A 25,539-nucleotide genomic window follows, 5' to 3' on the forward strand; every position below is an offset into this window, starting at 1 on the left:
GGCTTCGTGCCTTTGAGCCGACTTGTCCACCCACGGTCACCGGCCGCGGCCGGCTCTGGCAGCCTAGGCGCCGTTACGCAGATCGGCGAGCCGTTCCGGTCGAAAGCGGATCTCGTCGAAGGTCACCTCGCACCCCTCGCCGGTCGGTGACTGGCCTTCGAAGCCGATCCGGTCGCCCGACGTGTCGTCGGCGAGGGCGAACACCCGGATCAGCTGCCAGGCGTCGCCGTCGAGCGAAGCGTGGTAGGCGTAGACGCGATCGACGCGTGAGATCCGCAGCCACACCGGCCCGGGCGGCACCACGAAGGCGTTGGCGTCGTCGGCGACACCGCGGCACACCACGGAGACGATCATCGGCTCGCCCGCCGGCGAGAGCTCGAAGCACAACTTGCCCCAGTGCCGCTCGTCGGCCCAGAGCAGGAGCACCCCGGCGTCGAACGTGGCGGCGAAACCGACGGTGACCCGGGCGCTGAGCTGGAAGTCGCCCTCCGGCGCCGCACCGAGCAACGTGGCCGCGTTCAACGTCGTGGCGCCGCCCACCGCGGGGTCGACGAAGATGTCCGTGTGCGGTTGCGCCGACACGGTCACGGTCGCCTCGTCGACCTGCCAGACCCGCGCGGCCGAGGGCACGAGCGGAAACGGCACACCGGGAACCCGCAGCTGGTCGGCCATGGCACAAGACCGTACTGCAACGATCGCGGCGGAGATACGGTTGACGGGTGCCCGATCATGGCCGCGATCTGACGTTCGGCACCTTCCTGGTCCCGAACGCGAGCGTGCCCCTCCTCGACGCCGCGCGCGACATCGAAGGGCGCGGCCTGGACTGGATCGGCATTCAGGACCACCCCTACCAGCGCCGGTTCGTCGACACGTTCGTGCTGATGAGCGCGATCGCGGCGGCGACGACGCGGGTGGGCGTCTTCCCCGACGTCGCCAACCTGCCGCTGCGCCCGCCGGCCATGCTGGCCAAGGCCGCGGCCAGCATCGACGTGCTCAGCGGCGGTCGCTTCGAACTCGGGCTCGGCGCCGGCGCGTTCTGGGACGCGATCGAGGGCTACGGCGGACCGCGCCGCACACCGGGCGTGGCGCTCGATGCGCTCGCGGAGGCGATCACCGTCATCCGGCTCATCTGGAGCGGTGAGCGCAACCTGCGCTTCGACGGGCGGCACTACCGGCTCGCCGGCGTGCACTCCGGGCCTACACCGGTGCACGACATCGGCATCTGGCTCGGCGTTTACGGCCCCCGCGCGCTCGTGCTCGCCGGCCGGGTCGCCGACGGCTGGGTACCCTCCCTCCGCGACGGGACCGGCCAGCTCGCTGCCGCCGCGGCGCGGCTCGACGACGCCGCGGCCGCCGCCGGCCGGAGCCCCGCCGATATCCGCCGGGTGCTCAACGTCAACGGCCGGATCACCGACGGCACGCGGGAAGGCCTCTTGCGCGGGCCGGCCGACCAGTGGGTCGACGAGCTGACCGACCTCGCTGTCGGTTTCGGGTTCGACACCTTCCTCTTCTCGGCCGAGGGCCCTGACCAGTTGCCGCGCTTCGCGGAAGAGGTGGTGCCCGCCGTCCGCGCTCAGGTCGCCGCCGAACGCGCCGGCTAGGCCGACAGGGCCGGCAGCCCGGTCAGGTTGAACGGGACGGTCGTCGAGCTGACGTGGAAGGCGTCCACGGTCTGGCCGTCGATGGTGAACTTCCCGAGCCCGTGCAGGTTGGTCTTGGCCAGGACGATCGCGCCGACCTGCTTCATTCGCGCAACCGCGGTGGCGTCGGCGTCCGGGACCGCGATTCGCCGGGGGACGGTTGCCCGGTCGCGGGCTTCGCACGCGACATGCCCGGCGCCGATGCCGACCTCGCCGCCACCTACGCCGGGGGAGTCGAGGTCTTCGCGGACAAGTTGGGCGGCACGGTGGCCGCGAGCACGGCCGTGGGCGCCTTGATCCTGGCGCGGGCAACCGCCGGCACCGAACTCAGCGACCGCATCCTGGCCGAGGCCTTCGCCGCGTTGGTCGGCGATCGCTGAGCCGCTGCCGCTATTGCCGGACGTCGGTCTCGTCGGTCTCGTCGGTCTCGTTGACTCGTTCGGCGCTCTCGCCCGTGCGGTCGGGCGTGCCGCGGTGGAAAGCCGCGCTCATGACGGCCACGATCGCCGCGCCGAGGAGCAGGCCGACCACGGCGCTGGCCGCGGTGTTGACGAGCCAGCCCACCGGGCCACCCAGAGCACCCGTGCCGTCGTGGGCCGCCTCCTCCAGGTGGTGCACGAACGCGTACGGCTGATGCAGACCGAGCTCGTCCGCACCGACCAGCAGGATGTGTCCGCCGACCCACAGCATCGCGGCGGTGCCCACCACCGTCAGCACCGCCAGGACCCGGGGCATCGCCCGCACCAGGCCGCGGCCGAAGCCGGCGAGCCGCTGGCCGGGAAGCTCGGCCAGGCGCAAGCCGGCGTCGTCCATCTTCACGATCAGGCCCACCGCTCCGTAGACCAGCACGGTCATGGCCAGGGCGACGATCACGAGAATCGCCAGCCGGGACGCGAACGCCTCGTCGGCGACCTCGTTCAGCGAGATCAGAATGATCTCCGCCGACAGGATCAGGTCGGTCCGGATCGCGCCGGACACCAACGTCTTCTCGTCGGGTTGCCGGTCCTCGCCGGCCCCGTGGGCGTCACGATGGGCGAGCTTGGCCCAGACCTTCTCGGCGCCCTCGTAACACAGGTATGCGCCGCCGAGCATGAGCAGCGGGGTCAGGAGCCAGGGCAGGAACTGGCTGAATAGGAGGATCACCGGCAGGATGATCAGGAACTTGTTGCGCAGCGAGCCGAGCGCGATGCGCTTGACGATCGGCAGCTCGCGCTCCGCAGCCAGGCCACGCACATACTGCGGTGTGACGGCCGCGTCGTCGATGACGACCCCGGCGGCCTTCGAGCCAGCCTTCGCCGCCGCGCTGCCCACGTCGTCGATCGACGCGGCCGCCGCGCGGGCCAGGACGGCAACGTCATCCAGCAGTGCCGCGAGTCCACCGCTCACCAAAGCTCCTTCGCCGTCGATACGTCAGTGTGCATCACCCGTGACGACGATCACACCGCTGCGAGCCGGTTCGGTCCAGGCCTGAGAGGGTAGCGACCACGTCGTGACCGAGGTTCGTGTCCGCCCCCCGACCAAGACGGCGAAGACGATTCCCGCGGTGGCGTCGATCGTCACCGCTGCCTTCCTGGGTAGCGTCATCGTCACCCCGCTCTACTCGCTCTACCAGGAGAAGTTCGGCTTCTCGGAGATCACCCTCACGCTCGTCTACGCGGTGTACGCGGTCGGCAACGTCACGGCACTGCTGCTGTTCGGCCGGATCTCCGACAACGTCGGCCGCAAACGGGTCGCCCTTCCCGCGCTGGGGCTGGCCGGCGGCAGCGCGTTGCTGTTCCTGTTCGCGCAGAGCACGGCGTGGTTGTACGCCGGTCGGCTGACGATCGGCCTCGCGGTCGGCATCCTCTCCGGCACCGGCACGGCCTGGTTGGCCGAGCAGTTCGGCCCGCAACGGCGGACTCGGGCGACGGTGACCGCCGCCACGGCCAACCTGACCGGCATCGCCGTCGGACCGCTGCTGGGCGGGTTGCTGGGGCAGTACGCGCCCGCACCGCTCGTCCTGCCGTTCCTGGTCTACCTGGTGCTGCTGGCCGGTGCGGCCGCCGCGGTCGCGCGGATCCCCGACGAAAGGCAACGCAGCGGGCACGGGACCGGCCGGCTCCTGGTGCGGCCGCGCATCGGCGTGCCCCGGGACCGGCTGCGCTCCTTCGTCACCCCGGCCGTCACCGGCTTCGTCACCTTCGCGCTTGGCGGCCTCTACTTCGCGTTGATCCCCACCATCGTGCTGCGTGACCTGCACCTGGCGAACATCGCGGTGAGCGGGCTGGTCGTGTTCGAACTCGGTGCGGTCGCCGCCGTCTGCATCTCGCTCGGCGGTCGGTTGCGGCCGGCCTCGGCCATGGTCGGCGGCCTGGTCGCGCTGCTGCCCGCCGTCGCGCTGGTGGTCGCCGCTCAGGCGGCGAGATCGCTGGCCCTCCTGCTGCTCGGCGCGGCGGTCGGCGGGATCGCCATGGCCCTCGGTTACCGCGGCAGCCTGGAGGTGGTCAACCGGCTCGCGCCCGGCGACCGGCGTGCGGAGGTCACGTCCCTCTACTTCGTCTCGTGTTTCGTCGGGAACTCGGTTCCGGTCATCGGGATCGGCGTGCTGTCCACGGTGGCGAGCCCGCTGACCGCCACCGTCGCCTTCGCCGCCATGGTGGGCGCACTGTCGGTCGCGGCCCTGCTCTGGCATCGCCGCGACCCCGCACCGGGTTGACCGCTCGGACGGCTGCGTGATCACGGGCGCGCCGCCGCGGCTCAGGTCCGGTGCTCCGGCGTCGGTGCGGAGCCTGAAGGCATGATGCGCAGCGTGGTGAGCACCGCGATGCCGCTGAGGCCGGCTCCGATCAGCTGGGTCGTGCTGTAGTCGGCTCCCGCGCCGATCATCGTCAGGTAGACGGCGACCGCGATCGCGCCGCCGACGTGACTGGTCGACTCGAACAGCGCGGAGGCGATGCCGCGGTCCTCGGGCGCCGCGTCGCCGATGCACTCGCGGGTGAGTCCAACGTAGATGGGCCCGGCGCTCAGACCCCAGACGATCAGCGAAATCACCAGCAGGGGCAACGAGACCCGGGAGCTGAACGCCACCAGGGTCAGGGCGATCGCGCACAGCAGCAGCGCGACGGCGACGACCCGGGCCGCACCGTGCCGGCGGACGAGCCGTCCGGCCGGTGCCGCGCTGATGAGGGCACCGAGCAGCACCGGAGCCAGCACGACGCCGGCCTGTGCCGCGGACAGCCGGTAGACGTCCTGCAACTGAAGGCTGCCGACAACCACGACAGCGGCGTACGCGGCGGAGTGGGCGCCGAAGGCGACGCAACTGGCCACCAACCGCGGCGACCGCAGCACGGTGGGCTTGATCAGCGGGTTGGTCACCCGTCGCTCCAGCCACGCCAGGGCCGCCAACATCAGCAGACCGGCGACGACGGGCGACATCGTCGCGGGCCCCGGCCCGTGCTCGCCGATGAGGCTGGCACCGTAGATGACGGCGAGGAGGCCACCGGTGACCAGCACGGCGCCGGCGACGTCCAGCCGTTCGCGCCGGAAGTGGGTCGGGCCGTCGGCGGGAAGCAACAACAGCGCCGTGGCCGAGGCCAGTGCGGCGACCGGTACGACGATGAGGAACAGCCAGCGCCAACCGAGGTACGAGGTGATCAGGCCGCCGCACACCGCGCCGGCGATGCCGGCGGTGTTCGCCGCCGCCGCCACCACCGCGAAGACCCGGCTGCGCCAGGGCTCGTCGGGATAGAGCGTGGCCGCGGACGCCAGGGCGGCCGGGATGGCGAACGCGGCGCCGATGCCTTGCAGTACCCGGCCGGCGAGCAGCGGCAACAGTGCCGGCGCCACGCCGGACAGCAGCAGCCCGCCCGCGGTCAGCGCGAGGCTCGCGACGATCAGCCGGCGCCGTCCCCACACGTCGCAGACGCGGCCGCCGAGGACGAGGAAACCCCCGATGCTCAAGGAGTAGAGGGTGACCACCCATTGCAGCTGGCCGGCCGAGATGTCGAACTCGGCGCCGATGGCCGGTAGGGCCGTGGCGACGGCCAGACTGTCGAACAGCACCAGGAACATCGCGCCGGCGAGGACCAGAGCAACTGTCCAGCCGTGCGCCGACCGCCGTACCGGATGGGTGCTCGCTCGCTGATCCAACTGGCTCCGGTCCATCGGGGCGCTCAACCTCCATCCAGGATGGTGCGCCGCCTGGGTCAGCACCGACGACCCGTTACCCAACATCGATCGATGTATTCCCTGAGGCATCCGGGTCGAAAACCTGACCCGCGTCCTACCCACCACGACAGCCGTTTGCCTCGTCGAGGCGGTACCGACCACCGGCGGATCCGCCACCCGCCCGAACAAGGAGAGCGACCGGCATGCTGGAACGGGACGTCACGCGTCGGACAATGCTCGGGCTGGGTCTCGCGGCAGCCGTCGGCGGCCTGAGCGGGCCGCCCGCAGCCGGCGGCGGTCGCGAGCGCGAGCGCCTCGGTCGCATCCCGGTCAGCATGTCGATGCACACCCACTCGTCGTTCAGCGAAGGCGGCAGCTATGCCGACGGCGGCGGTGGGGCCAGCATGCTGTCGCAGCTCGAACAGGCCAGGCGGGCCGGGACCGAGGTGATCTGGTGGACCGATCACGACTGGCGGATGGAGGCGTTCGGCTACTACGACACCATCCGGTTCGACGGCACCGACGAGGGCCAGCAACTGGCCTGGTTCCCGCAGAACGAGGGACCGGTCACCGGTGCGCGGCACGCCTTCGTCGACGAGCCGCACAGCCCCGGGGAAACCGGTAAAGCGCTGCGGGTCAGCGCGACCGGCGCCAGCGCGACCGAATGGGGCGGCGCCTGGCTGTGGGGGGATGGCGGCAACAGCTTCTACACCACCAACCTGACCGACACGACGCTCGCGCTGGACGTGCTCGCCGAGCGGACCGGTCCGGACGCCGAACTCGTGTTCCAGATCGAGACCTCCTACCGGCCCGCGACCGCTGGCCGCCCCGCCGGCGTCTATGTGCTCGAGTACCGGGTCGGCAGCCGGGCATCCCGTGCCGTCGAACGGCAGTTGACCGGTGTCGTCACCGTGCGGGCGACCGGAAGCTGGCAGACGCTGAGGATCCGCCCGCTGGACGACATCGCGCGGTTCTGGCCTGACCTGGTGGCAGAGGACTCGGCGCTGGCCCGGCTGCGCTTCGGCGTGCGGGCCCGCAACGGCGCCACCGGCCAGGGTGTGTTCGACCGCCTGCGGATCAAACGAACCCGGGACCAACTCCATTGGGCGGTACGGCAGCAGCGTGCCCTGATGAAGCGGCTCGGTAGGCGGTATCCGGAGATCACCCAGTTGCTGGGCGCGGAGGTGTCGATGGTGCGGCACATGAACGTCTTCATGGAGCACTTCGAGCTGTTCCCGTATCCGGACGGGGGCAAGGCGCCGAAGCTGGACGACAGCGTGGCGGCGGCGCGGGAGATGGTGCGCTGGTATCACGAGCGCGGTGCGCTGGTCCAGTACAACCACCCGCCGCTCGACGCCGCCGAGCTGGTCGCCAGCCGGGCGCTGGGCTGCGACCTGATGGAAGCGGTCGATTCGCGCGGGGACGTGGCCGTCGCGAACAAACGGTTCGACCTGTTCGATGTCGCCGCCCGCAACGCGATCTTCCTGACCGCGACCAGCCAGAACGACGACCACGCAGGGCGCGACTGGGCCCGGAAGTTCTTCCTGCACACCTCGGTCTGGTCGAAGTCCCGCGCGGCCGCGGACCTCATCGCCGGGCTGGCGGCCGGCCAGGTGTTCCTGAACCATCAGCGGCTGTGGCCGACCGGCTCGCTCGACTTGACCGTCGACGGACGCACCGCGATGGGCCAGGTCATCAGGACCGACGCGGCGAACGTGCCGATCGAGATCGTCGCGGGCAACCTGCCCGACGGCGCGGCCGTCGATGTCGTGGTGGGTGTCTGCGACCGCTCGGGGGCGACCACCCGCAGCATCGAGCGGCACTCCTTCCCCGCGAAGGCGTTCGCCGGCGACATCCTGCCGTTCCGGCTCGATCGGGGCGGCGGCCGCTACCTGCGGGTCGAGGTGTTCGCCGCGGACGGCCTACCACTGGGCTTCAGCAATCCGTTGTGGCTGCTGCCGGAGACCGACGAGATCGAGGTGCCGAAGGCGCGCCGGTTCGGTGGCGGACGGACCACCTTGTGATGCCAACCACCGGATCGGCTTCGTTGGGTCAACGGCGGTTCACCTTTCGTTAAGCTGAACGGTCGGTGGCCGCGACGTCCGCGCGTGCAGCCCGTATTCGTGTGGAGGGTGGAGCATGCGCGCGTCGCTGGCGGGTGTCGATCTGATCGAGGCGCCGCCGAGCGGGCCGCGCGCCGCCTATCCCGCCCAGGCCGCTCCGCCGGCCCGCACGTTGCTGGACATCCTCGGCGAAACCGCGCGCCGGCACCCGCACGCGCCCGCCGTCGACGACGGGGTCACCCTGCTGAGCTACCGCGCTCTCGAGGCCGAGATCGACGAGCTCCGGGAACGGATCGTGGCGCTGGGCGTCGGGGTGGGCGACCGCGTCGGAATCCGGGTTCCGTCCGGCACCGTCGACCTCTACGTCTCGATCCTGGCCGTGCTGGCCGCCGGCGCCGCGTACGTGCCGGTGGACGCCGATGACCCGGACGAGCGGGCCGAGTTGGTCTTCGCCGAGGCGGACGTGTGTGCGGTGCTCGGGCCGAGCCGGACGCCGGCACCACGCCGGGCGGCCGGCGGCCAGGCACGCCGGCCCGGTCCCGACGACGACGCCTGGATCATCTTCACGTCCGGCTCGACCGGCCGGCCGAAGGGCGTCGCGGTGACCCACCGCGCCGCGGCCGCGTTCGTCGACGCCGAGGCGACGCTCTTCCTGCCCGACGAGCCGATAGGCCCGGGGGATCGGGTGCTCGCCGGGCTCTCCGTCGCGTTCGACGCGTCCTGCGAGGAGATGTGGCTGGCGTGGCGGCACGGCGCCTGCCTTGTCGCCGCGCCGCGCTCGCTGGTGCGGACCGGGATGGATCTCGGACCGTGGCTCGTCGAGCAGCGGATCACCGTCGTGTCCACGGTCCCGACGCTGGCGGCCCTGTGGCCGGCCGACGCCCTTGACGATGTGCGCCTGCTCATCTTCGGCGGGGAGGCATGTCCGCCCGAGCTCGCCGAGCGGCTGGCCGTCGAGGGCCGGGAGGTGTGGAACACCTACGGGCCGACCGAGGCCACGGTCGTCGCCTGCGCCGCGCAGCTGACCGGCGAGGGTCCGGTGCGGATCGGGTTGCCGCTGGACGGCTGGGAGCTCGCCGTCGTCGACGCCCGCGGCGACCTGGTCGGCATGGGTGAGGTCGGCGAGCTGGTCATCGGCGGCGTCGGGCTGGCCCGCTATCTCGACGCGGCCAAGGACGCGGAGAAGTTCGCGCCCTTGCCGGCGCTGGGCTGGGCACGCGCGTACCGCAGCGGTGATCTGGTCCGGGCCGAGCCCGCGGGGCTGCTGTTCGTCGGCCGGTCCGACGAACAGGTCAAGCTGGGTGGGCGCCGGATCGAGCTGGGTGAGGTCGACGCGGCGTTGCAGGCGCTGCCGGGTGTGGCCGCGGCGGCGGCCGCGGTGCGCACGACCAGACACGGAAACCACCTTCTGGTGGGGTACGTCGTGCCGGCGTCAACGACCGGCTTCGACAAGGCGGCGGCCGTGGAGCGGCTGCGCGCCGCGTTGCCGGCCGCGCTCGTGCCCCTCGTCGCCGTCGTCGACGGCCTGCCCACCCGCACGTCGGGCAAGGTGGACCGGGCCGCGTTGCCGTGGCCGCTGCCGGAACTGGAGGCGGCCGAGGCGGTCCACCGGCTGCGGGGCACCGAGGTGTGGCTGGCTGAGTGCTGGGGCGAGATCCTCGGCGTCGCGCCGGGCGCGCCGGATGCCGACTTCTTCGCCTCCGGCGGCTCCAGCCTGGGTGCCGCCCAGCTGCTCACATTGCTGCGCGGCCGCTACCCGGCCGCGTCGGTCAGCGACGTCTACCAGCACCCGACCCTGCGCACGCTGGCGCGCCGGCTCGATGAGTTCGGAGCGGCCGAGGCGGCCGCCCGCACCGTCCGCCCGACGCCGCGGCGCACCGGTCTCGTCCAGCTCGCCCTGATGTTCCCGCTGTTCGGCATCGTCGGGCTCCGCTGGGTGGTGACCCTGGCCGCGATCAACAACGTGCTCGCCTGGTTCGGCTCCTACCCGTGGGCACCGACCGTCTCCTGGTGGTGGGTCCTGTGCGGCTGGCTGCTCGTCATCAGCCCGCCGGGCCGGATCGCGATCGCGGCCGGCGGCGCCCGGCTGCTGCTTCGCGGCCTGCGGCCGGGCAGCTACCCGCGCGGCGGCGGAGTCCACATGCGACTGTGGGCGGCCGAACGGCTGGCGGCCTCCAGCGGCGCGACCAGCCTGGCCGGGGTGTGGCTGACCTACTACGCGCGTGCCCTCGGCGCGAGGATCGGCGCGGGCGTCGACCTCCACTCGCTGCCGCCGGTGACCGGCATGCTCCGGCTCGGGCCGGGCGCCGCGGTCGAGCCGGAGGTCGACCTGTCGGGGCACTGGGTCGACGGTGACGTCGTGCACGTCGGGCGGATCCGGATCGGCGCCGGGGCCACGGTCGGTGCGCGCAGCACGCTGATGCCCGGCGCACGGATCGGCAAACGGGCCGAGGTCGCACCCGGGTCGTGCGTGGTCGGTCCGGTGCCGGCGGCGCAACGGTGGGCCGGCGTCCCGGCGAGCCGGTCCGGCCGGGCCGCCCGCCGCTGGCCGCAGCGCCGTCCCGGTCGCGCGGCCGGCTGGACCATGGCGTACGGGCTGACCTCGCTCGTGCTCGGCTTTCTCCCCGCGATCGCGGCGCTACCGGGCCTGCTCGTGCTCGGCCGGTTCCTGGGCGACGCGACAACGCTCCCGACGGCCACGGGCCGCGCGTTGATCGGCGTGCCGCTCGCCACCGTGGCCGTGCTGACGGCGTACGCGCTGCTGATCCTGTTGCTCGTGCGCGCCCTCAGCGTCGGCCTGCGGGCCGGCCATCACCCCGTGCACGGGCGGGTCGCATGGCAGGCGTGGGCGACCGAGCGCCTCATGAGCCTGGCCCGGGTCGGCCTGTTCCCGATCTACGCGAGCCTGTTCACGCCGGTCTGGCTGCGCGCTCTCGGTATGCGGGTCGGCCGCCGGGTCGAGGCGTCCACCGTCCTCGCGGTGCCCGCGATGACCACCGTCGGCGACGGCGCGTTCCTCGCCGACGACACCATGGTCGCCAGCTACGAACTGGGTGGCGGTTGGCTGCGCATCGGCGCCGCCCGCGTCGGCAAGGGTGCGTTCCTCGGCAACTCGGGAATGACCGCGCCCGGCCGCGCCGTGCCCAACCGTGGGCTGGTCGGCGTGCTGTCCGCCACGCCGAAGCGGGCCAAGGCCGGCAGTTCCTACCTCGGCATGCCGCCGATGCGCGTGCCCCGTGCGGTCGAACGAGGCGACCAGAGCCGGACCTTCGACCCGCCGGCCCGGCTGATGGTGGCGCGTGCCGCAGTCGAGCTGTGCCGGGTCGTGCCGGTCATGTTCTCGCTGGCGCTCGCCGTCGCCACCCTGGCGGCGTTCGAGGCGGTGGCCGCCGCGCAGGGCTACGCCGCCGCCCTCGCCGCCGGCGGTGTGCTGCTGCTCGCCGCCGGTGTGGTCGCCTGCGTGGTCGCGGTCCTGACGAAGTGGGTGCTGGTCGGAGCGTTCCGGGTCCGTGAGCGCCCACTGTGGAGCAGTTTCGTATGGCGAAACGAGCTGGCCGACACCTTCGTCGAGGTCCTGGCCGTGCCGTGGCTCGCCGGCGCGGTCGGCGGCACCCCGCTGATGAGCCTGTGGCTGCGCGGCCTGGGCGCGCGGGTCGGGCGCGGCGTGTGGTGCGAGACCTACTGGCTGCCCGAGAGTGACCTGATCCGCCTCGGCGACGGCGCCACCGTCAACCGTGGCTGCGTCGTGCAGACCCATCTGTTCCATGATCGGATCATGCGGATGGACCAGGTGACGCTCGCTGAAGGCGCCACGCTCGGGCCGCACGGCATCGTGCTGCCCGGCGCCACCGTGGGTGCGCACACCACGGTCGGGCCGGCGTCACTGGTCATGCGCGGGGAGACGGTGCCAGGCGCGGGTCGGTGGCTGGGCAACCCGATCGCGGCGTGGCCGGCGGCCTGAGGACGCGGCCCGTGAACGATCCGTACCTGCCCAGGAGCGGCAATGCCGGCTACCGGACGACCCATTACGACCTCGACCTGCACTACCGGACCGGTGCCGGCCGCCTCGCCGGCCGGGCGACGATCTCCGCCACGGCGGACCGTGTCCTCGCCGAGTTCAGCCTGGACCTGGGCATGTTCCGGGTCGACCAGGTCCTGGTCGACGGCGCGGCGGCCCGCTACAGCCATCGCGCCGGGAAGCTGCGGATCCGGCCGGCCACGCCGCTGCCCGCCGGTGCGCCGTTCACCGTCACGGTGCGATACGCCGGCGCGCCGCGACCGATCCCGAGCCGGTGGGGGGACCTCGGCTGGGAACGGCTCGACGACGGCGCGCTCGTCGCGAGCCAACCGACCGGAGCGCCGTCGTGGTTCCCGTGCAACGACCACCCGGCCGACAAGGCTTCCTACCGGATCGCGGTGACCGCCAAGTCGCGCTACACCGTCATCGCCAACGGCACGCTCGCCTCGCGCGAGGCCGCTGCCAACACCACCACCTGGGTGTACGAGCAGCCCGCGCCGATGCCGAGCTACCTGGCCACCGTCCAGATCGGACACTACCGGCTGGTCGACCTGGCCGCCGGTCCGATACCGCAGCGGGCGGCCCTCCCGCCCCGGCTGCACACCCAGGTGCGCAACGACTTCGGCCGGCAGCCGGAGATGATGACGGCGTTCGAGCGCCTCTTCGGCCCGTACCCGTTCAGTGAATACGCGGTCGTCGTGGTCGACGAGACGCTCGAGGTGCCGGTCGAGGCGCACGGGTTGTCCATCTTCGGCGCCAACCACGTCGACGGGCGGCGCGGATTCGAGCGCCTCGTCGCCCACGAGCTGGCGCACCAGTGGTTCGGCAACAGCCTGACCGTGGCGCAGTGGCGCCACATCTGGCTCAACGAGGGGTTCGCGAAGTACGCGGAGTGGCTGTGGTCCGAGTCCTCCGGCGGCGAGCCGGCCGCGGCGCACGCCGCCCGGTCGCGGATGGTGCTGGCCGCGCAGCCCCAGGACCTGCGGGTGGCCGATCCGGGCGTGCGGCGCATGTTCGACGACCGGGTCTACCAGCGCGGTGCGCTCACGTTGCATGCCCTGCGGGTGCTCATCGGTGACGCGGCGTTCTTCGCGCTGCTGCGGGAGTGGACGGCGGTCAACCGGCACGGCACGGTGACCACCGAGGCGTTCACCGCGCTGGCGCAGCGCCATGCCGCGCGCTCGCTCGACGGGCTGTTCGCCGCGTGGCTCTATGGACCTGCCCTGCCGGCGCTGCCCTCCTGACGGTGGGCTCCATCCTCATTGTGTGCTGACCGGCGGGAAATCTCAGGGCGATTTCGGCAAAAGGTGGGTTTTCCCTGCTCGGGGGTATCGGGCGTCTGGAGAGGGGTGCGAAATGATCAACAGTCAGGACATCGCCACGCTCGCCGGTCACGAGGTGTACGGGAGCAACGGCGACAAGATCGGCACCGTCGGGCACGTCTTCGGAGACCCTTCGGGCGCGCCAGCGTGGGCGAGCGTCAAAACGGGCATGTTCGGGGCCAAGGAGTCCATGGTTCCGCTTGCCGACGCCGACATGCGCAAGGGGCGGCTCGTCGTGCCGTTCAACAAGTCTCAGGTGAAGGATGCGCCCAGAGTCGACGGTTCGAGCGACGAGCCACTCGTGGCCAGCGATTTCGACCAGCTTTACGACTACTACGGTCCGCGGCGCGGCGAAAGTGTCCAAAGTACGCAGACGACGACGGGCGCCTCCGGGTACACCGCCGCCGACGTGATCGAGGAACATGGCACGGCCGATGACGTCCTGACCCGCTCGGAGGAGCGGCTCATGGTCGGCACCGAGCGCGAACGGATCGGCGTGGCCCACCTGCGCAAGTACGTGGTGATGGAAGAGCAGAGCACGACCGTGCCGATCTCCCACGACGAGGTCCGCCTCGTGCGGGAGCCGATCACCGACCCGAACTGGGCGACGACGCACGGCGGGGCCGATCTCACCGATATCGAGGTGGAACTGTTCGCCGAGCGGCCGGTCCTCAACAAGGAGAGCGTTCCGGTCGAGGTGGTCCGGATGGTCAAGGAGACCGTTACGGAGCAGCAGACCGTCCGCGGTGAGGTCCGTAAGGAGCACATCGAGGCGACCCTGCCGAACGAGGAGAAGCGGGACCTCGACTGACCCGCGGCCGGCCCTTGGGGGTGCGGCTGGACCCACGTGACCCGCGCGGCCCCAGCCGCATCCCTAACACACAGCGACCACAGGTTCCGGCGCGGATCTTCACCATCCGGGAGGGCCGCGCACTATCGTTGATGCGTGGCAAATGTGTCACCAGGCAGTGGTAACGACCGCGACGCGGAGTTTGTGGCGATCCTTCGCGCTCGGGCATTCGAAAGCGTGTTCCAGCCGATCGTGCATTTCGACAGCGGCGCGACGGTCGGTTTCGAGGCGCTGGTCCGTGGCCCCGCCGGGTCGTCGTTCGGTGACGCCAACGCGCTGCTGCGCCAGGCCTACCGCAGCGGCCACGTGGTCGAGTTCGACTGGGCCGCCCGCGCCGCTTCCTGCCGGGCCGCCATGGCCGCCGAACTGGCCGAAGACCAGCTGTTGTTCCTCAACATCGAACCGTTGGCGCTGGGCTCCGACTGCCCGCCCGACCTGTGGCCCGACATCGAGAAGGCGTTCGACCGCTACCAGGTGGTGCTCGAGGTCACCGAGCGGTCGCTGGACCGCGATCCGCGGTCGTTGTTGGAGGGCATCGACCGCCAGCGACCCGACGTCGCCGGGCTCGCCATCGACGACCTCGGCGCGAACCGGGCGGCGCTGTCGATGCTGCCGATCCTCGCGGCGGACGTGATCAAACTCGACCAGTCGATCATTCAGGGCGGCCCTACGCCGGCCTTCATGCAGGTCATGGACATCGCGTACGAGGAAGCGGAGCGCACCGGCGCGACGATCCTGGCCGAGGGCGTGGAGACGCCGTCCGACGCGGCGTTCGCCCGCTCCGCGGGTGCGACCCTCGGGCAGGGCCACTATCTGGGCCCGCCGGCACCGCTGCCGACCGGCGGTCGGGCGGCCACGGCGTCGCCGCTGCACATCGGCTCGGCACCCATCGCCGATCTCGCGACGCCGTTCGACGCGCTCGACGAGCGGTCGCTCAACCGTGCGAACGTCGCCTTCCTCACCGCGCTGAGCCGGCACCTCACCGACAAGGCGGCGGAGCTGACCGCCCCGGCGCTGTCGCTTCTGCTGCTCCCGGATCCGCTGCTGCTGACGGAGTCGGAGCGGACGCGACTGTCCCATCTCGCGCAGCGGGGGGTCGTCACGGCTGCGCTCGGGCCGGATCTTCCGTATCCGCCCGCGGCCGGCGTCCGTGGAGCCCGCGCCCACGACAAGGCGCTGGACGGCCACTGGGCCACGCTCATGCTCAGCCCGGGCACCGGTTCGGCGCTGGTCGCGCGCGCGGTGCCGGGCGCTGTCGACGAGTTCGTATTCGGAGTGACCCACGACCGCCGCCGCGTGGTCGCGGCAGCCCGATCGTTGCTGCGCCGGGTGGGTACCGGAAGCTGAGGTGTCGTGCTTTCAGCGCTGCAGGACGCTATCGGTCGGCGAGGTGCCGGGTGTCGTGTCGTCGGGGGTTCGCTCTGCGGCCGGGTGGTTGAGAAGGTAGCGGATCGCGGTGTTGGTCACGGCGAGGATGGGGATGGCGACGAGGCCGCCGACGATCCCGGCCACGACGATCCCGCTGGTGATGGCGAGCAACACGGCGAGTGGGTGCAGCGAGACCGCACGTCCCATGATCATTGGTTGGAGCACGTTGCCTTCGAGTTGCTGCACGCCGATGACGATGGCCAGGACGATCAGGGCGGTCACCGGTCCGTTGGCGACGAGCGCGACGAGGACGGCGACGGCACCGGACCCGGTGGCGCCGACGACCGGGATGAACGCGCTGAGGAACACCAGGGCGGCCAGGGGGAGCGCGAGCGGGACACGCAGGACCAGCAGGCCCACGCCGATGCCGACGGCGTCGACGAACGCGACGAAAACGGTTGCCCGCACGTATGACACGAGGCTGTGCCAGGCGTAGTGGCCGGCGCGGGCGGTCGGCAGGCGAGCCGGGCGGGGGAGGAGCCGGCAGACGAAGTGCCAGATCTGGCCTCCGTCCCGGAGGAAGAAGAAGAGGGTGAACAGGACCAGCAGGAAGCCGGTCACGAGCCCGCCGACCGTCGCGGCCGTGCTCAGAGCGCCGGTGGCCAGCGCGCCCTGGTTCTCGGACACCTTCCGCTGAAGACCGTCCACGACCTCGGTCAACTGGCCCTCGGAGATGGCCAGCGGGCCCTGCGCCAGCCACGCCTCCACGGTGGTGATCCCGTCACGAACCTGTGTGGACAGCTGGTCGACCTGGGAGACGAACGTCCACACGATGAAACCGAGGCCACCGAACACCGCCAGCAGTCCGCCCACGAGGATCGCAGCGGCGGCGACGGAGCGGTTCATGCCTCGGGCGCGCAGGGAGGCGGCGGCCGGCTCCAGCAACGCGGCCAGCAGCACGGCGATGGCAACAGGGATGACGACGACACTGACGATGCCGATGAGCTTGACCAGCAGGTACGCCGCGGCGATGAGCAGGATTCCACGCCACGCCCAGGAGGCGGCGATCCGCACACCGCGCGGAACGTCGTCGTCAACCGTGGGTGGCCGCCGGACGATGACCGGCAGCGCCGGGCGGTCGGCCGCGGGCGGACAGGGTGCGAACGGCGGCGGCGCGGCCAGGCGGGCGGCGGTCAGCCGGGCCCGTGCGGCGGCCACCCAGCTCACCGGGTGACCCCTCCGGCAGCGGCGGCGCGGTCATCGATGGTCACCGGGGCTCCTCGGCCGAAGAAGACGGTGCCCCGGCCGTGGCCGGGGCACCGTCGGAACTCGATCAGCGGGTGACGCTGCGCCGGCCACGGCCGGCAAAGCCCACGGTCAGCGCGACGCCGACCGCCGCCAGCGCGATCTGCAGGAGCAGTTCGCGCCAGTCGATCCAGCCCTCCGTGTCGGCGAAGCCGCCGGCCCGCGCGATCGCGGAACCGATCAACGCGGCGACGACACCGATGACCAGCGTCAGCCACAGCGGGATGTTCTGGCGGCCGGGCACGACCAGGCGGCCCAGCGCACCAATGATCAAACCGACAATCAGCGCGGTGATGATTCCACCTGGCGTCATGGTCGTTCCTCTCGTCGGGGGTTGGTCACTGAGTGACGGCGCTAAATGCCCGAGGGCGGGCGTGCCCAAACCACCATGGCCCGAACGTTAGGGCGCGTTTGGGCGCGCCGGCGTCGACGTGCCAGGTTGAGTTGTGATCGACGCCTTGCCTACGCTGCTGCTGGCCTCGTTGGCAGCCTTCGGCCTCGCGGTGCTCTCGGCTGTCGCCGGGTTCGGCGGCGGGGTGCTGCTGCTGCCGGTGTTCGCCGCCCTGTTCGGGCTCCGGGTGGCGGTGCCGATGCTGACGCTGACGCAGTTGTCCAGCAACGGTTCGCGGGTCTGGCTCAACCGGGGCGAACTGCGGGGGTCGTTGATCGGCTGGTTCGCGCTGGGTGCCGTCCCGTGCGCGGTTGCCGGTGGGCTGTTGCTCGCGCATGCGCCGCTCGCGCCGTTGCAGCGCCTGCTCGGCGCGTTCCTGATCGGTGTCGTCTGCTGGCGGCGATGGCAGCGCCGGCCGCGGCGGCCATCGGATCCGGCGTTCGCCGCCGTGGGTGCCGTCTCCGGGCTGGGCTCGGCGTTGCTGGGTTCGGTGGGTCCGTTGACCGCGCCGTTCTTCCTCGCGGTCGGGTTGACCCGGGCCGCTTATGTCGGCACCGAGGCGGCGAGCGCGTTGGTCATGCACGTGACCAAGATCGGCGTGTACGGGGCCGGCGCCCTGCTCACCCGCCAGGTCCTGCTCTACGGCATCGCGTTGACCCCGGCGACGGTGCTCGGCGCGTGGGTCGGCAGGACGGTCGTCGGCCGCATCAGTGACCGCGTGTTCGTCCTGCTGGTGGAGGTCGGTCTGGTCGCTGCGGGCGTGTTGTTCCTCGTCGGCCTCTGAGAGCCCGGTCACGCTCTTCTTGCGGGGGAGCGGCGACCGGGTCCCAGGGCCCGTGCCGCCGCTGCCCGCCGCTCGTGATCAACGCGATAGAGCCTTCTCCAGCTGGGCCTTGGTCATGCTGGAGCGGCCCTTGATGTTGCGTTTCTTGGCTTCGTTGTAGAGCTGTTCCTTCGTGCGGCCCTGCGCGCCGGTGTGGGAGCGCTTGCCGCCGCGGTGCCCCGAGGAGACGTCCCGGATCGACGAGCGGCTCGCGGTGCGGGCTTCGCCGGAGCGGGCGCGTTCCTTGTTGACGGTTCGGGCGGCGATCTCTTCGGCGCGGTCCGTGGACTCGCCCCGCTTCTCGGCGCTGGCCTTGATGTGTTTGTACTGGCGTTCCCTCTTCGGGCTCGATCCTGCGGGCATGGTGTCCTCCTGTCGGTCGCGGTTATGACGGTGGGTACGGTTCGCCGGCCAGTAGGCGGGCGAGGTGGGCGACGTTGGCGGCGAGGGTGGCGGTCGCCGCGCCGGTGGTGTCGGGTTTCGGGCTGACGTCCTTGTAGTCGGTCTTGCCCATCGCTTCGCCGACCCAGTAGGTGCCGGCGGTCGCGGGGATGGTGAAGCCGACGTCGTTGAGGGCCTGGAACACCTCGGCGCAGACGTGGTGGGCGCCGTCCTCGTTGCCGACGACGGCGACGGCGGCGACCTTGCCGAAGGTCAGCAGGCGGCCTTCGTCGTCCTTCTCGGCGAGTTCGGCGTCGAGGCGTTCGAGGACCATCTTGGCCACGCTGGAGGGTTGGCCCATCCAGATCGGGGTGGCGATGACCAGGATCTGCGCCGCCATGATCCGGGCGCGGATGGCCGGCCAGCCGTCACCGTCGCCTTCGTCGGTGGTGACGCCGAACCTGACGTCGCGGTCAGCGACCCGGATGACCTCGCCGTCGACGTCGTGCTTGGCCAGGGCGGTCAGGACCTGCTGGCCGAGCAGCTCGCTGCTGGACTCCTCGGCTGAGCTCTTGAGCGAGCAGCCCAGTACGAGGGCGTGGAGCCGCTGGGGTTGGTTCATTTCGCGGCGGACGTCAGCTTGAGCGGGTCGCTGGGCGCGTCGGCCTTGGCCGCGGCCATCCGCTCGCCGAGCTCGACGAGGCGGTTGCGGCCGAGCGCCTTGCGTACCTCGGGGAACCAGTCCTTCTCTTCCTCTTCGACGTGGTGGCGCACGTTCTCGATCAGGACGGTCACCTTGGCGTCGAAGGTCTCGTCGCCGGGGTCGGCGGTGCGGAGCTCGGAGAGCAGCCATGCGACCACGTGGTGCTCTTCGACGGACTCCAGCACGTGGTCGGTGGTGTCGGGGGCGCCGGCGCGGGCGGCCGGGTAGAAGATCGTCTCTTCGATGTACGCGTGTGTCACGAGCTCTTTGATGATCTTGTCAACGAGCGCTCGTTTCGCGGCTGGTTCCGCCGTCTCGTGCGTCTTCTCGAACTCCTTGAACAGTGCGTTGACCGTCTTGTGATCATCTTTCAGCAGCACGATGCCGTCCACGGTGTCCCTTCCATCAGCTCGTTTTGACCGAAGATGTGCCGGTGGCAGCGGATTCCCCGCAACCGGCCGCCCCAAACGGCTCGGGGTTGCCGATGGCGGGCCCGCTTGACTGCCCTCGGCGCGCCGGGCCGTCCTTGCGCTTCGGCGGAATGGGTGCTCCACTGTCGTTAGCACTCGCCAGGCGCGAGTGCCAACCGAATGGGATGGGACCCCCGGGAGGGGGACCGCGGCAGCGGTCATCGCAGGTCGGCCCGAGCAGGGTGCTGCACGTGGGCACGACGATGGTGAGGATCGCGCAGATGGCCAAGTTGATCGCGTTCGGGGAAGAGGCCCGTCGCGGCCTGGAGCGGGGTATGAACGTCCTCGCTGACACGGTGAAGGTGACGCTGGGCCCCCGGGGCCGCAATGTCGTGCTCGACCGTGGCTACGGCGCCCCCACCATCACCAACGACGGTGTGAGCATCGCCAAGGAGATCGCGCTCGACGACCCCTACGAGAAGTTGGGTGCCGAACTCGTCAAAGAGGTGGCGAAGAAGACCGACGAGGTGGCCGGGGACGGCACGACGACCGCGACCGTGCTGGCACAGGCACTCGTGCGGGAAGGCCTGCGCAACGTCGCGGCCGGTGCGAATCCGATCGCGCTCAGGCGAGGCATCGAGCAGGCCGTCACCGCGGTGACAGAGGCGCTCGGCCATCAGGCAGCCGAGGTACAGACCCGGGAACAGATCGCCGCCACCGCGACCATCTCCGCGGGCGACGCGGCGGTGGGCGAATTGATCGCCGAGGCGATGGACAAGGTCGGCAAGGACGGCGTCATCACCGTCGAGGAGAGCAACACCTTCGGCCTCGAACTCGAACTCACCGACGGCATGCGCCTCGAGCACGGCTACCTCTCGCCCTACTTCGCCACTGACCTGGAACGGATGGAGACCGTCCTCGACGATCCCTATCTGCTCATCGTCGACAGCAAGATCGCCCGCCTGCAGGACCTCCTGCCGATCCTGGAAAAGGTCATGCAAAGCGGCAAGCCGCTGGTGATCGTCGCCGAGAACGTCGAGGGCGAGGCGCTGGCGACACTGCTGGTCAACAAGATCCAGGGCAACTTCACGTCGGTCGCGATCAAGGCGCCCGGCTTCGGCGACCGGCGCAAGGCCATGCTGGCCGACCTCGCCGTCCTGACCGGCGGCCAGGTCGTCAGCGAGACGGTCGGGCTCACCCTGGAGAAGGCCGGGCTGGAGATCCTCGGCCGGGCCCGCAAGGTCATCGCCAGCAGAGACGGGACCACCGTCGTGGACGGCGGCGGCGACGCCGAGCAGATCAACGGCCGGGTCGCTCAGCTGCGCGGCGAGATCGAGAAGAGTGACTCCGACTACGACCGCGAGAAGCTGCAGGAGCGGCTGGCCAAGCTGGGCGGCGGCATCGCGGTGATCAAGGTCGGTGCGGCCACCGAGGTCGAACTCAAGGAACGCAAACACCGGATCGAAGACGCGGTACGCAACGCCAAAGCGGCCATCGAGGAAGGCCTGCTGCCCGGCGGCGGCGTGGCGCTGGCCAACGCCGCGGACACCGCGTTCGAGAAGCTCGACCTGACCGGCGACGAAGCCACCGGTGCCAACATCGTGAGGGTCGCCTTGACCGCGCCGCTGCGCCAGATCGCTGTCAACGCCGGCCTCGAAGGCGGCGTCGTCGTCGCGAAGGTCAACTCACTCCCGGCCGGGCATGGTCTCAACGCCGCGACCGGCGAATACGGCGACATGATCAGTGCCGGGATCGTCGAACCGGCCAAGGTCACCCGGTCGGCGCTGCAGAACGCGGCCTCGATCGCGGCCCTGTTTCTCACCACCGAGGTCCTCGTCGCCGACCGGAACTGACCGAAAGGCCCGACGGCCGCGACGCGCTCGAACACGACCGGCGAACCGGCCGCACCGATCGGTGCGGCCGGCCGAGACCGACGACCCGAGGAGGGCACACATGGCCAGGAAGCCCGTTGCCAAGGAAAGCCAGAAGAAGCAGGCCAGCACCCTGAAGGAGAAGCGGGCCGCGAAAAAGGCGAAGACGGCGGCCAAGTCGGCATCGGTCATTCCACCGACCGGACGCTGACCGGCGGCACCCGCACCCGGGCTGGATAAATCTCCCATTTGGACCGAACGGGTGTACGATTGAGCTACTCCGGACACGACGACATCCCAAACCGTGAGGTGCCTGCCACACCGGCTACCCCAGGGGATGTCATGTCCAACGACGTGCGCGACACGCAGAACGCCTCCGACGACCAGACCAAGGCGCCGTCGCTGGCGGCTCGCCCGCCCGCGAAGCCCGACAGGGGCCGGACCCCGCGCACCCGCACCGGCACCGCCTGGTTCGGCATCTGCGCCGCCGCGCTGCTGTCGATCGTGCTGATCATCTTCATGCTGCAGAACACCCGCGGTGTGCGGGTCCACTTCCTGTGGATGGACGGCAGCCTGCCGTTGGCCTTGGCGCTGCTGATCGCCGCGGTCGGTGCCGCCATCCTGACCATGGTGGTGGGCGCCGCCCGGATCACCCAGCTCCGGCTGCTTGCCCGCCGCCAGCGCCGCTGACCGCTGCGCCATCCTGGGCGTCCAGGATGGCGCCGTGGCTGCTCAGATCGTGATGGCGACCTTGCCGCGGGCCTTTCCGGCCTCGAGATAATGCATGGCCTCGGGGACGCGGGACAGCGAGAAGGTCTTGTCGAGGGTGGGCGTCAGTGTGCCGGCCTCGATCAGTTCGGTGAGCCGTTCGAGATCACTGCCGCGCTCCTTCGCCGCGAACATCACCAGCCGCTGGCGTACGAACGGCGACGTGGCCGCGGCCCGCAGCTGGCGGCCGAAGCCGCCGGTCCACTTGCCGCCCTCCTCGCCGCCGATGATCACGGCGGTGCCCGCGGGCGTCAGTGCCCGGCGCAGGCGTGCCAGCGTCGGGTTGCCACCGGTGTCGAGGATCAGGTCGTAGCGCGCCGGACCTTCGGCGAAATCCTGCCGGTTGTAGTCGATGACGTGGTCCGCGCCGAGCGACCGCACCAGGTCCACCTTCGTGGCGCGACAAGTGCCGGTGACCTCGGCGCCGAGGCTCTTCGCCAGCTGCACCGCGTAGGTGCCGACGCCGCCTGACGCCCCGGTTATCAGCACGTGCTGCCCGGCCTGGACCCGGCCGACGTCGGTGAGCGCCTGGAGCGCCACGATGGCCGAGATCGGCACGACCGCCGCTTGCGCGAAGGAGAGATTGGCCGGCTTGCGGGCCAGCTTGTCCTCCCGGGCCGCGGCGAACGTCGCGAACGAGCCGCGCCCGATCCCGTAGACCTCGTCGCCGACGGCGAACCTGGTCACCGCCCGGCCGACGGCGACCACGATGCCGGCCACGTCGATCCCGGGCACCTGGTTCTTCGGCTTGCGCAGCCCGAAGCCGATCACGCGCAGCAGATAGGGCCGGCCTTCCATCATGTGCCAGGTGCCCCGGTCCAGACCCGCGCCGTGTACGCGGAGCAATACCTCGTTGGCGGCGATCGTGGGCGTCGGGGCCTCGGCGAACCGCAGGAGGTCGGCCTGGCCATATCCGTCCTGCAGGATCGAGTGGTTCGGGATGGTCGCGGTGCTGGACATGGCGGGCCTCTCGGGCCGAAGGGGGGTCAGGACGGTTGCGGCGCGGCGGGCAGGGCGACCAGATCGGAGCTGATCTGCCACAGTCGGGCAGCGACGGCCCGGTCGTAGCTGTTCTCGGCGGATCGCCTCGGTTTGCCGTTGTCGAAGTAGCTGCCGGTCACCCGCTCGAGCTCCGGGGCGGAGGCCACCCAGATCGACGTGGCCGCGCCGCTGGCCGGCGTCTTCATGAACGGCCGCAGAAGCGGCACCAACAGCCGTTGGACGGCACCGGGATCTTCGGCGCCGAACGAGGTGTTGACCACGCCGGGATGCACCGCGTTGGCCGTCACCGACAGGTCGGGCGACCTGCGGGCCAACTCGTAGGTGAAGAGCAGGTTGGCCAGCTTCGACTTGCTGTAGGCCCGTGCGCCGGAGTAGTCGCGTACGCCCTGCAGGTCGTCGAAGTCGATCCGCCCGTTGGCGTGCGCCTGCGAGGAGACCGTGACCACCCGAGCCGGCGCGCTCTCCCGCAGCCGGTCGAGCAGCAGGTTGGTGAGCAGAAACGGGGCGAGGTGGTTCAGGGCGAAGGTGCGCTCGAGCCCGTCGGTCGTGGTCTGCCGGGTGTTCCAGTAGCCGCCGACGTTGTTGACGAGCACGTTCAGCCGTGGCAGGCGCTGACGGACGTCGTCGGCGAGCTGGCGCACCTGCGCCAGCGACGAGAGGTCCGCCACGAACACGCCCACCCGTCGAGGGCCGGCCGCGCGGATCTCGTCGGCCGCGGCCTCGGTGCGCCGAAGATCCCGGCCGACGATCCAGACGCGCGCACCCGAGCGGGCCAGGCCGATCGCGGTCGCCTTGCCGATGCCGCCACTGCCGCCGGTCACCAGCACCACGCGGCGTGCCATCGGGCCGACCGGGAGCTCTCCCATGCTTGATCCCTAGACGAACGCTCGGTCGCGGTCGGTCCACTGTGGACACGCTCTCGCCCGTCGTCAGTTCGACGCGGACTGTTCGGGTCGCGAGGGCACTATCGAAATGCGGACACCGCTGTCGGTCTGCGTGATGCGGAACCGTTCACCGCTGCTGCGGTCGGGCAGCATGGCGTCGTAGAGCTCTCCGTTGGTCACGTCGACCGTGCCGCCGACGCGTCCGAGGAGAACGACCAGCACGGCCCGGAGGTTGGTGTCGCTGAGATAGTCCATGAGACGTTCCTTCGCTGAGCGGACACTGGCGGCCCCGCCGGAGCGCGAAGTCACGTGAAACAGAATTACCGCCAGCGTACGCCCGTTCGGAGCCGCGCCGTCGAGTCGATCATCAAGTGCGCCAGGTCAGGCCGAGATGGGGCCGCCCGCTGGCGTGGAACTCGCTCAACGCCGCCCGCGCCGTCTCGAGGTCGACGACATCCTGTGCGGCGTAACGGTTGGTGTGGCCGTCATTGACGATGTCCACCAGATCGGGTGCCATCGGCCCGCCGGAGCTTGGCGACTGCAGGATTATCCGGTCCTCGTGGTCGAACGACCCGAGGTACACGTGGTAGTGACCGCCGCCGCCATCGACGCTGATGTACGCGCCGGTGCCGTGGATGAATGTCATCGTTGTGCGCGAGCGCTGGTCCAGCGCCTCCAGCGCTTCCACGACGTCGTCGAGGGTCGGCGACTGAACGACGACGAGTTGGTGCCTGCCCGCCTCGTACACGTGGTATTCCATTTGCGGCAGAGTGAGGGATTCGCCTGATGGATCCGGCTGGTAGTCGTCGTCCACGCATGGACCAGCGTCGAAAGCCCGAACGGTGTCACGCCGACCCGCTACTGCAGGAAGTCGAGCGCCCGGCTGTTCCTCGAACAGGCAGCGCCCCAGCAGAATCTTGTCTAGATATCCGCTGGTCAGAGGCCTGCCGATCTTCCATGCAGTGTGCAATGATTGCAGTATGGACGCGGATGGTGCGGACTCGCCGCCGGGTGACGGTGTGCAGGTCGAGGTCGTGGATGCCCTGATGATCGTCAGCCGGGCCATGGTCGCCGTGGCCGCACGGTCGCTCGCCGGGCACGGCACCGACATCACGCTGCCGCAGTTTCGCGCGTTGATGGTGCTCGCGACGCGCGGGCCGCAGCGAGCCGCCGACATCGCCGCCGAGCTGGGGGTCAACGCCTCGACCGGCACACGCATGGCCGACCGGCTCGTCGCCAAGGGTCTGATCCGGCGCAGCCGGGCCACCACCGACCGTCGGGCGATCCGGCTGGCCCTCACGCCGGCCGGCACCGCCCTCGTCCAAGAGGTGACGGATCGTCGACGAGCCGAGCTCGCCGCGATCGTGGCCGCGGTGCCGCACGATGACTACCCGATGCTGATCCGCGCCCTGCGCACATTGGCCACGGCCGGTGGAGAGTCGTCCGACCCTTGGTGGTTGGGCTGGGCCGGACACCGACCTGCCGCACAGGCTTCGCACCAGCCAGAACCGGCCCTGTCGACCGGTGAACAAGATGGGAGGCTGGCATGACACAGAACATCCGCTCCGGCCCTCTCGACCGTCTTTGGCCGGGT

General features: G+C 70.9%; 26 protein-coding genes. 13 read left to right on the forward strand and 13 right to left on the reverse strand.

What is annotated here, in order from left to right:
* Positions 1 to 63 precede the first annotated feature (63 nt).
* A complete protein-coding gene (locus AB0J74_RS18570) occupies positions 64 to 672 on the reverse strand; it encodes a DUF1349 domain-containing protein (RefSeq protein WP_363449351.1) in 609 nt (202 codons plus the stop codon).
* A 47-nt stretch (positions 673 to 719) separates the two neighbouring features.
* Here AB0J74_RS18570 and AB0J74_RS18575 point away from each other — a divergent pair, with 47 nt between their 5' ends.
* Positions 720 to 1,601, forward strand: coding sequence for an LLM class flavin-dependent oxidoreductase (locus AB0J74_RS18575; RefSeq protein ID WP_363449353.1), 882 nt, complete (start codon positions 720 to 722; stop codon positions 1,599 to 1,601).
* Here the strand turns inward: AB0J74_RS18575 and AB0J74_RS18580 are convergent.
* A complete protein-coding gene (locus tag AB0J74_RS18580) occupies positions 1,598 to 1,747 on the reverse strand; it encodes a hypothetical protein (RefSeq protein WP_363449354.1) in 150 nt (49 codons plus the stop codon). The two genes, AB0J74_RS18575 and AB0J74_RS18580, sit on opposite strands and share 4 nt — an antisense overlap.
* A gap of 81 nt (positions 1,748 to 1,828) precedes the next feature.
* On the opposite strand from AB0J74_RS18580, the gene AB0J74_RS18585 reads away from it, so the two are divergent.
* Positions 1,829 to 2,020 (forward strand): hypothetical protein, encoded by a 192-nt coding sequence (locus AB0J74_RS18585; protein ID WP_363449355.1) that lies wholly within the window; start codon positions 1,829 to 1,831, stop codon positions 2,018 to 2,020.
* A 10-nt stretch (positions 2,021 to 2,030) separates the two neighbouring features.
* Here the strand turns inward: AB0J74_RS18585 and AB0J74_RS18590 are convergent, their stop codons facing one another.
* Positions 2,031 to 3,026 carry a DUF808 domain-containing protein gene (locus AB0J74_RS18590; RefSeq protein ID WP_363449357.1) on the reverse strand — a complete coding sequence of 332 codons (996 nt, stop codon included), beginning with the start codon at positions 3,024 to 3,026 and terminating at the stop codon, positions 2,031 to 2,033.
* A gap of 103 nt (positions 3,027 to 3,129) precedes the next feature.
* Between AB0J74_RS18590 and AB0J74_RS18595 the strand changes: the two genes are divergently transcribed.
* Complete coding sequence (locus tag AB0J74_RS18595; protein ID WP_363449359.1) at positions 3,130 to 4,335, forward strand: MFS transporter; 1,206 nt, start codon at positions 3,130 to 3,132, stop codon at positions 4,333 to 4,335.
* 41 nt (positions 4,336 to 4,376) lie between these two features.
* Here the strand turns inward: AB0J74_RS18595 and AB0J74_RS18600 are convergent, their stop codons facing one another.
* Positions 4,377 to 5,768: an MFS transporter gene (locus AB0J74_RS18600; protein ID WP_363449361.1), complete on the reverse strand. Its 1,392-nt coding sequence runs from the start codon at positions 5,766 to 5,768 to the stop codon at positions 4,377 to 4,379.
* 221 nt (positions 5,769 to 5,989) lie between these two features.
* On the opposite strand from AB0J74_RS18600, the gene AB0J74_RS18605 reads away from it, so the two are divergent.
* The 5 genes from AB0J74_RS18605 to AB0J74_RS18625 all read left to right on the forward strand — a co-directional run bounded on the left by AB0J74_RS18605 (position 5,990) and on the right by AB0J74_RS18625 (position 15,386).
* On the forward strand, positions 5,990 to 7,810 hold the full coding sequence (locus AB0J74_RS18605) for a hypothetical protein (RefSeq protein ID WP_363449363.1): 1,821 nt from the start codon (positions 5,990 to 5,992) through the stop codon (positions 7,808 to 7,810).
* 115 nt (positions 7,811 to 7,925) lie between these two features.
* Entirely contained in the window at positions 7,926 to 11,810 is a 3,885-nt protein-coding gene (locus AB0J74_RS18610) for a Pls/PosA family non-ribosomal peptide synthetase (RefSeq protein ID WP_363449365.1), read from the forward strand.
* Positions 11,811 to 11,821: 11 nt separating this feature from the next.
* Entirely contained in the window at positions 11,822 to 13,111 is a 1,290-nt protein-coding gene (locus AB0J74_RS18615; RefSeq protein WP_363449367.1) for a M1 family metallopeptidase, read from the forward strand.
* 22 nt (positions 13,112 to 13,133) lie between these two features.
* The gene (locus AB0J74_RS18620) at positions 13,134 to 14,000 is read left to right on the forward strand and encodes a PRC and DUF2382 domain-containing protein (protein ID WP_363449369.1); all 867 of its coding nucleotides are present in this window, start codon (positions 13,134 to 13,136) and stop codon (positions 13,998 to 14,000) included.
* Positions 14,001 to 14,183: 183 nt separating this feature from the next.
* Positions 14,184 to 15,386, forward strand: a complete 1,203-nt coding sequence (locus AB0J74_RS18625) for an EAL domain-containing protein (RefSeq protein ID WP_363449371.1) — start codon at positions 14,184 to 14,186, stop codon at positions 15,384 to 15,386.
* A gap of 12 nt (positions 15,387 to 15,398) precedes the next feature.
* On the opposite strand, the gene AB0J74_RS18630 is transcribed toward AB0J74_RS18625, so the two are convergent.
* A complete protein-coding gene (locus tag AB0J74_RS18630) occupies positions 15,399 to 16,634 on the reverse strand; it encodes an AI-2E family transporter (RefSeq protein WP_363449373.1) in 1,236 nt (411 codons plus the stop codon).
* 106 nt (positions 16,635 to 16,740) lie between these two features.
* On the reverse strand, positions 16,741 to 17,025 hold the full coding sequence (locus tag AB0J74_RS18635; RefSeq protein WP_363449375.1) for a GlsB/YeaQ/YmgE family stress response membrane protein: 285 nt from the start codon (positions 17,023 to 17,025) through the stop codon (positions 16,741 to 16,743).
* Between the two features lie 133 nt (positions 17,026 to 17,158).
* On the opposite strand from AB0J74_RS18635, the gene AB0J74_RS18640 reads away from it, so the two are divergent.
* Entirely contained in the window at positions 17,159 to 17,887 is a 729-nt protein-coding gene (locus AB0J74_RS18640) for a sulfite exporter TauE/SafE family protein (RefSeq protein WP_363449377.1), read from the forward strand.
* 78 nt (positions 17,888 to 17,965) lie between these two features.
* Here AB0J74_RS18640 and AB0J74_RS18645 read toward each other — a convergent pair whose 3' ends face one another.
* Genes AB0J74_RS18645 through AB0J74_RS18655 form a run of 3 tightly spaced genes read right to left on the reverse strand, consistent with a single transcriptional unit; the run spans position 17,966 to position 19,402 of the window.
* Positions 17,966 to 18,289 carry a plasmid stabilization protein gene (locus tag AB0J74_RS18645; protein WP_363449379.1) on the reverse strand — a complete coding sequence of 108 codons (324 nt, stop codon included), beginning with the start codon at positions 18,287 to 18,289 and terminating at the stop codon, positions 17,966 to 17,968.
* Positions 18,290 to 18,311: 22 nt separating this feature from the next.
* Complete coding sequence (locus AB0J74_RS18650) at positions 18,312 to 18,929, reverse strand: NAD(P)H-dependent oxidoreductase (protein ID WP_363449381.1); 618 nt, start codon at positions 18,927 to 18,929, stop codon at positions 18,312 to 18,314.
* Positions 18,926 to 19,402: a hemerythrin domain-containing protein gene (locus AB0J74_RS18655; protein WP_363449383.1), complete on the reverse strand. Its 477-nt coding sequence runs from the start codon at positions 19,400 to 19,402 to the stop codon at positions 18,926 to 18,928. Before AB0J74_RS18655 ends, AB0J74_RS18650 begins: the two co-directional genes overlap by 4 nt.
* A 299-nt stretch (positions 19,403 to 19,701) precedes the next feature.
* On the opposite strand from AB0J74_RS18655, the gene groL reads away from it, so the two are divergent.
* The 3 genes from groL (at position 19,702) to AB0J74_RS18670 (ending at position 21,981) form a co-directional block, all read left to right on the forward strand.
* On the forward strand, positions 19,702 to 21,273 hold the full coding sequence (groL, locus tag AB0J74_RS18660) for a chaperonin GroEL (RefSeq protein WP_363449385.1): 1,572 nt from the start codon (positions 19,702 to 19,704) through the stop codon (positions 21,271 to 21,273).
* A gap of 100 nt (positions 21,274 to 21,373) precedes the next feature.
* On the forward strand, positions 21,374 to 21,502 hold the full coding sequence (locus AB0J74_RS18665; RefSeq protein ID WP_363449387.1) for a hypothetical protein: 129 nt from the start codon (positions 21,374 to 21,376) through the stop codon (positions 21,500 to 21,502).
* A gap of 131 nt (positions 21,503 to 21,633) precedes the next feature.
* Positions 21,634 to 21,981 (forward strand): lipopolysaccharide assembly protein LapA domain-containing protein, encoded by a 348-nt coding sequence (locus AB0J74_RS18670; RefSeq protein WP_363449389.1) that lies wholly within the window; start codon positions 21,634 to 21,636, stop codon positions 21,979 to 21,981.
* Positions 21,982 to 22,023: 42 nt separating this feature from the next.
* Here the strand turns inward: AB0J74_RS18670 and AB0J74_RS18675 are convergent, their stop codons facing one another.
* The 4 genes from AB0J74_RS18675 to AB0J74_RS18690 all read right to left on the reverse strand — a co-directional run bounded on the left by AB0J74_RS18675 (position 22,024) and on the right by AB0J74_RS18690 (position 24,759).
* Entirely contained in the window at positions 22,024 to 23,019 is a 996-nt protein-coding gene (locus AB0J74_RS18675; RefSeq protein ID WP_363449391.1) for an NAD(P)-dependent alcohol dehydrogenase, read from the reverse strand.
* Between the two features lie 26 nt (positions 23,020 to 23,045).
* Positions 23,046 to 23,927 carry an SDR family oxidoreductase gene (locus AB0J74_RS18680; protein ID WP_363449393.1) on the reverse strand — a complete coding sequence of 294 codons (882 nt, stop codon included), beginning with the start codon at positions 23,925 to 23,927 and terminating at the stop codon, positions 23,046 to 23,048.
* Positions 23,928 to 23,990: 63 nt separating this feature from the next.
* Positions 23,991 to 24,200 (reverse strand): hypothetical protein, encoded by a 210-nt coding sequence (locus AB0J74_RS18685; RefSeq protein WP_363449395.1) that lies wholly within the window; start codon positions 24,198 to 24,200, stop codon positions 23,991 to 23,993.
* Positions 24,201 to 24,312: 112 nt separating this feature from the next.
* Positions 24,313 to 24,759 (reverse strand): Imm1 family immunity protein, encoded by a 447-nt coding sequence (locus AB0J74_RS18690; RefSeq protein WP_363449397.1) that lies wholly within the window; start codon positions 24,757 to 24,759, stop codon positions 24,313 to 24,315.
* A 205-nt stretch (positions 24,760 to 24,964) separates the two neighbouring features.
* Here AB0J74_RS18690 and AB0J74_RS18695 point away from each other — a divergent pair, with 205 nt between their 5' ends.
* Positions 24,965 to 25,495, forward strand: coding sequence for a MarR family transcriptional regulator (locus AB0J74_RS18695; protein ID WP_363449399.1), 531 nt, complete (start codon positions 24,965 to 24,967; stop codon positions 25,493 to 25,495).
* The last annotated feature ends 44 nt before the right edge of the window (positions 25,496 to 25,539 follow it).

The organism is Asanoa sp. NPDC049573, assembly GCF_040676615.1.
In the GTDB taxonomy this organism is placed as follows: Bacteria; Actinomycetota; Actinomycetes; order Mycobacteriales; family Micromonosporaceae; genus Asanoa.

Excerpts from the sequence above, each read along its gene's own strand:
- AB0J74_RS18605 (WP_363449363.1), top strand. The coding sequence starts at position 5,990 with ATGCTGGAACGGGACGTCACGCGTCGGACAATGCTCGGGCTGGGTCTC.
- AB0J74_RS18570 (WP_363449351.1), bottom strand. The coding sequence starts at position 672 with ATGGCCGACCAGCTGCGGGTTCCCGGTGTGCCGTTTCCGCTCGTGCCC.
- AB0J74_RS18650 (WP_363449381.1), bottom strand. The coding sequence starts at position 18,929 with ATGAACCAACCCCAGCGGCTCCACGCCCTCGTACTGGGCTGCTCGCTC.
- AB0J74_RS18665 (WP_363449387.1), top strand. The coding sequence starts at position 21,374 with ATGGCCAGGAAGCCCGTTGCCAAGGAAAGCCAGAAGAAGCAGGCCAGC.
- AB0J74_RS18635 (WP_363449375.1), bottom strand. The coding sequence starts at position 17,025 with ATGACGCCAGGTGGAATCATCACCGCGCTGATTGTCGGTTTGATCATT.
- AB0J74_RS18585 (WP_363449355.1), top strand. The coding sequence starts at position 1,829 with ATGCCCGGCGCCGATGCCGACCTCGCCGCCACCTACGCCGGGGGAGTC.
- AB0J74_RS18645 (WP_363449379.1), bottom strand. The coding sequence starts at position 18,289 with ATGCCCGCAGGATCGAGCCCGAAGAGGGAACGCCAGTACAAACACATC.
- AB0J74_RS18670 (WP_363449389.1), top strand. The coding sequence starts at position 21,634 with ATGTCCAACGACGTGCGCGACACGCAGAACGCCTCCGACGACCAGACC.
- AB0J74_RS18580 (WP_363449354.1), bottom strand. The coding sequence starts at position 1,747 with ATGAAGCAGGTCGGCGCGATCGTCCTGGCCAAGACCAACCTGCACGGG.
- AB0J74_RS18685 (WP_363449395.1), bottom strand. The coding sequence starts at position 24,200 with ATGGACTATCTCAGCGACACCAACCTCCGGGCCGTGCTGGTCGTTCTC.
- AB0J74_RS18610 (WP_363449365.1), top strand. The coding sequence starts at position 7,926 with ATGCGCGCGTCGCTGGCGGGTGTCGATCTGATCGAGGCGCCGCCGAGC.
- AB0J74_RS18680 (WP_363449393.1), bottom strand. The coding sequence starts at position 23,927 with ATGGGAGAGCTCCCGGTCGGCCCGATGGCACGCCGCGTGGTGCTGGTG.
- groL (WP_363449385.1), top strand. The coding sequence starts at position 19,702 with ATGGCCAAGTTGATCGCGTTCGGGGAAGAGGCCCGTCGCGGCCTGGAG.
- AB0J74_RS18675 (WP_363449391.1), bottom strand. The coding sequence starts at position 23,019 with ATGTCCAGCACCGCGACCATCCCGAACCACTCGATCCTGCAGGACGGA.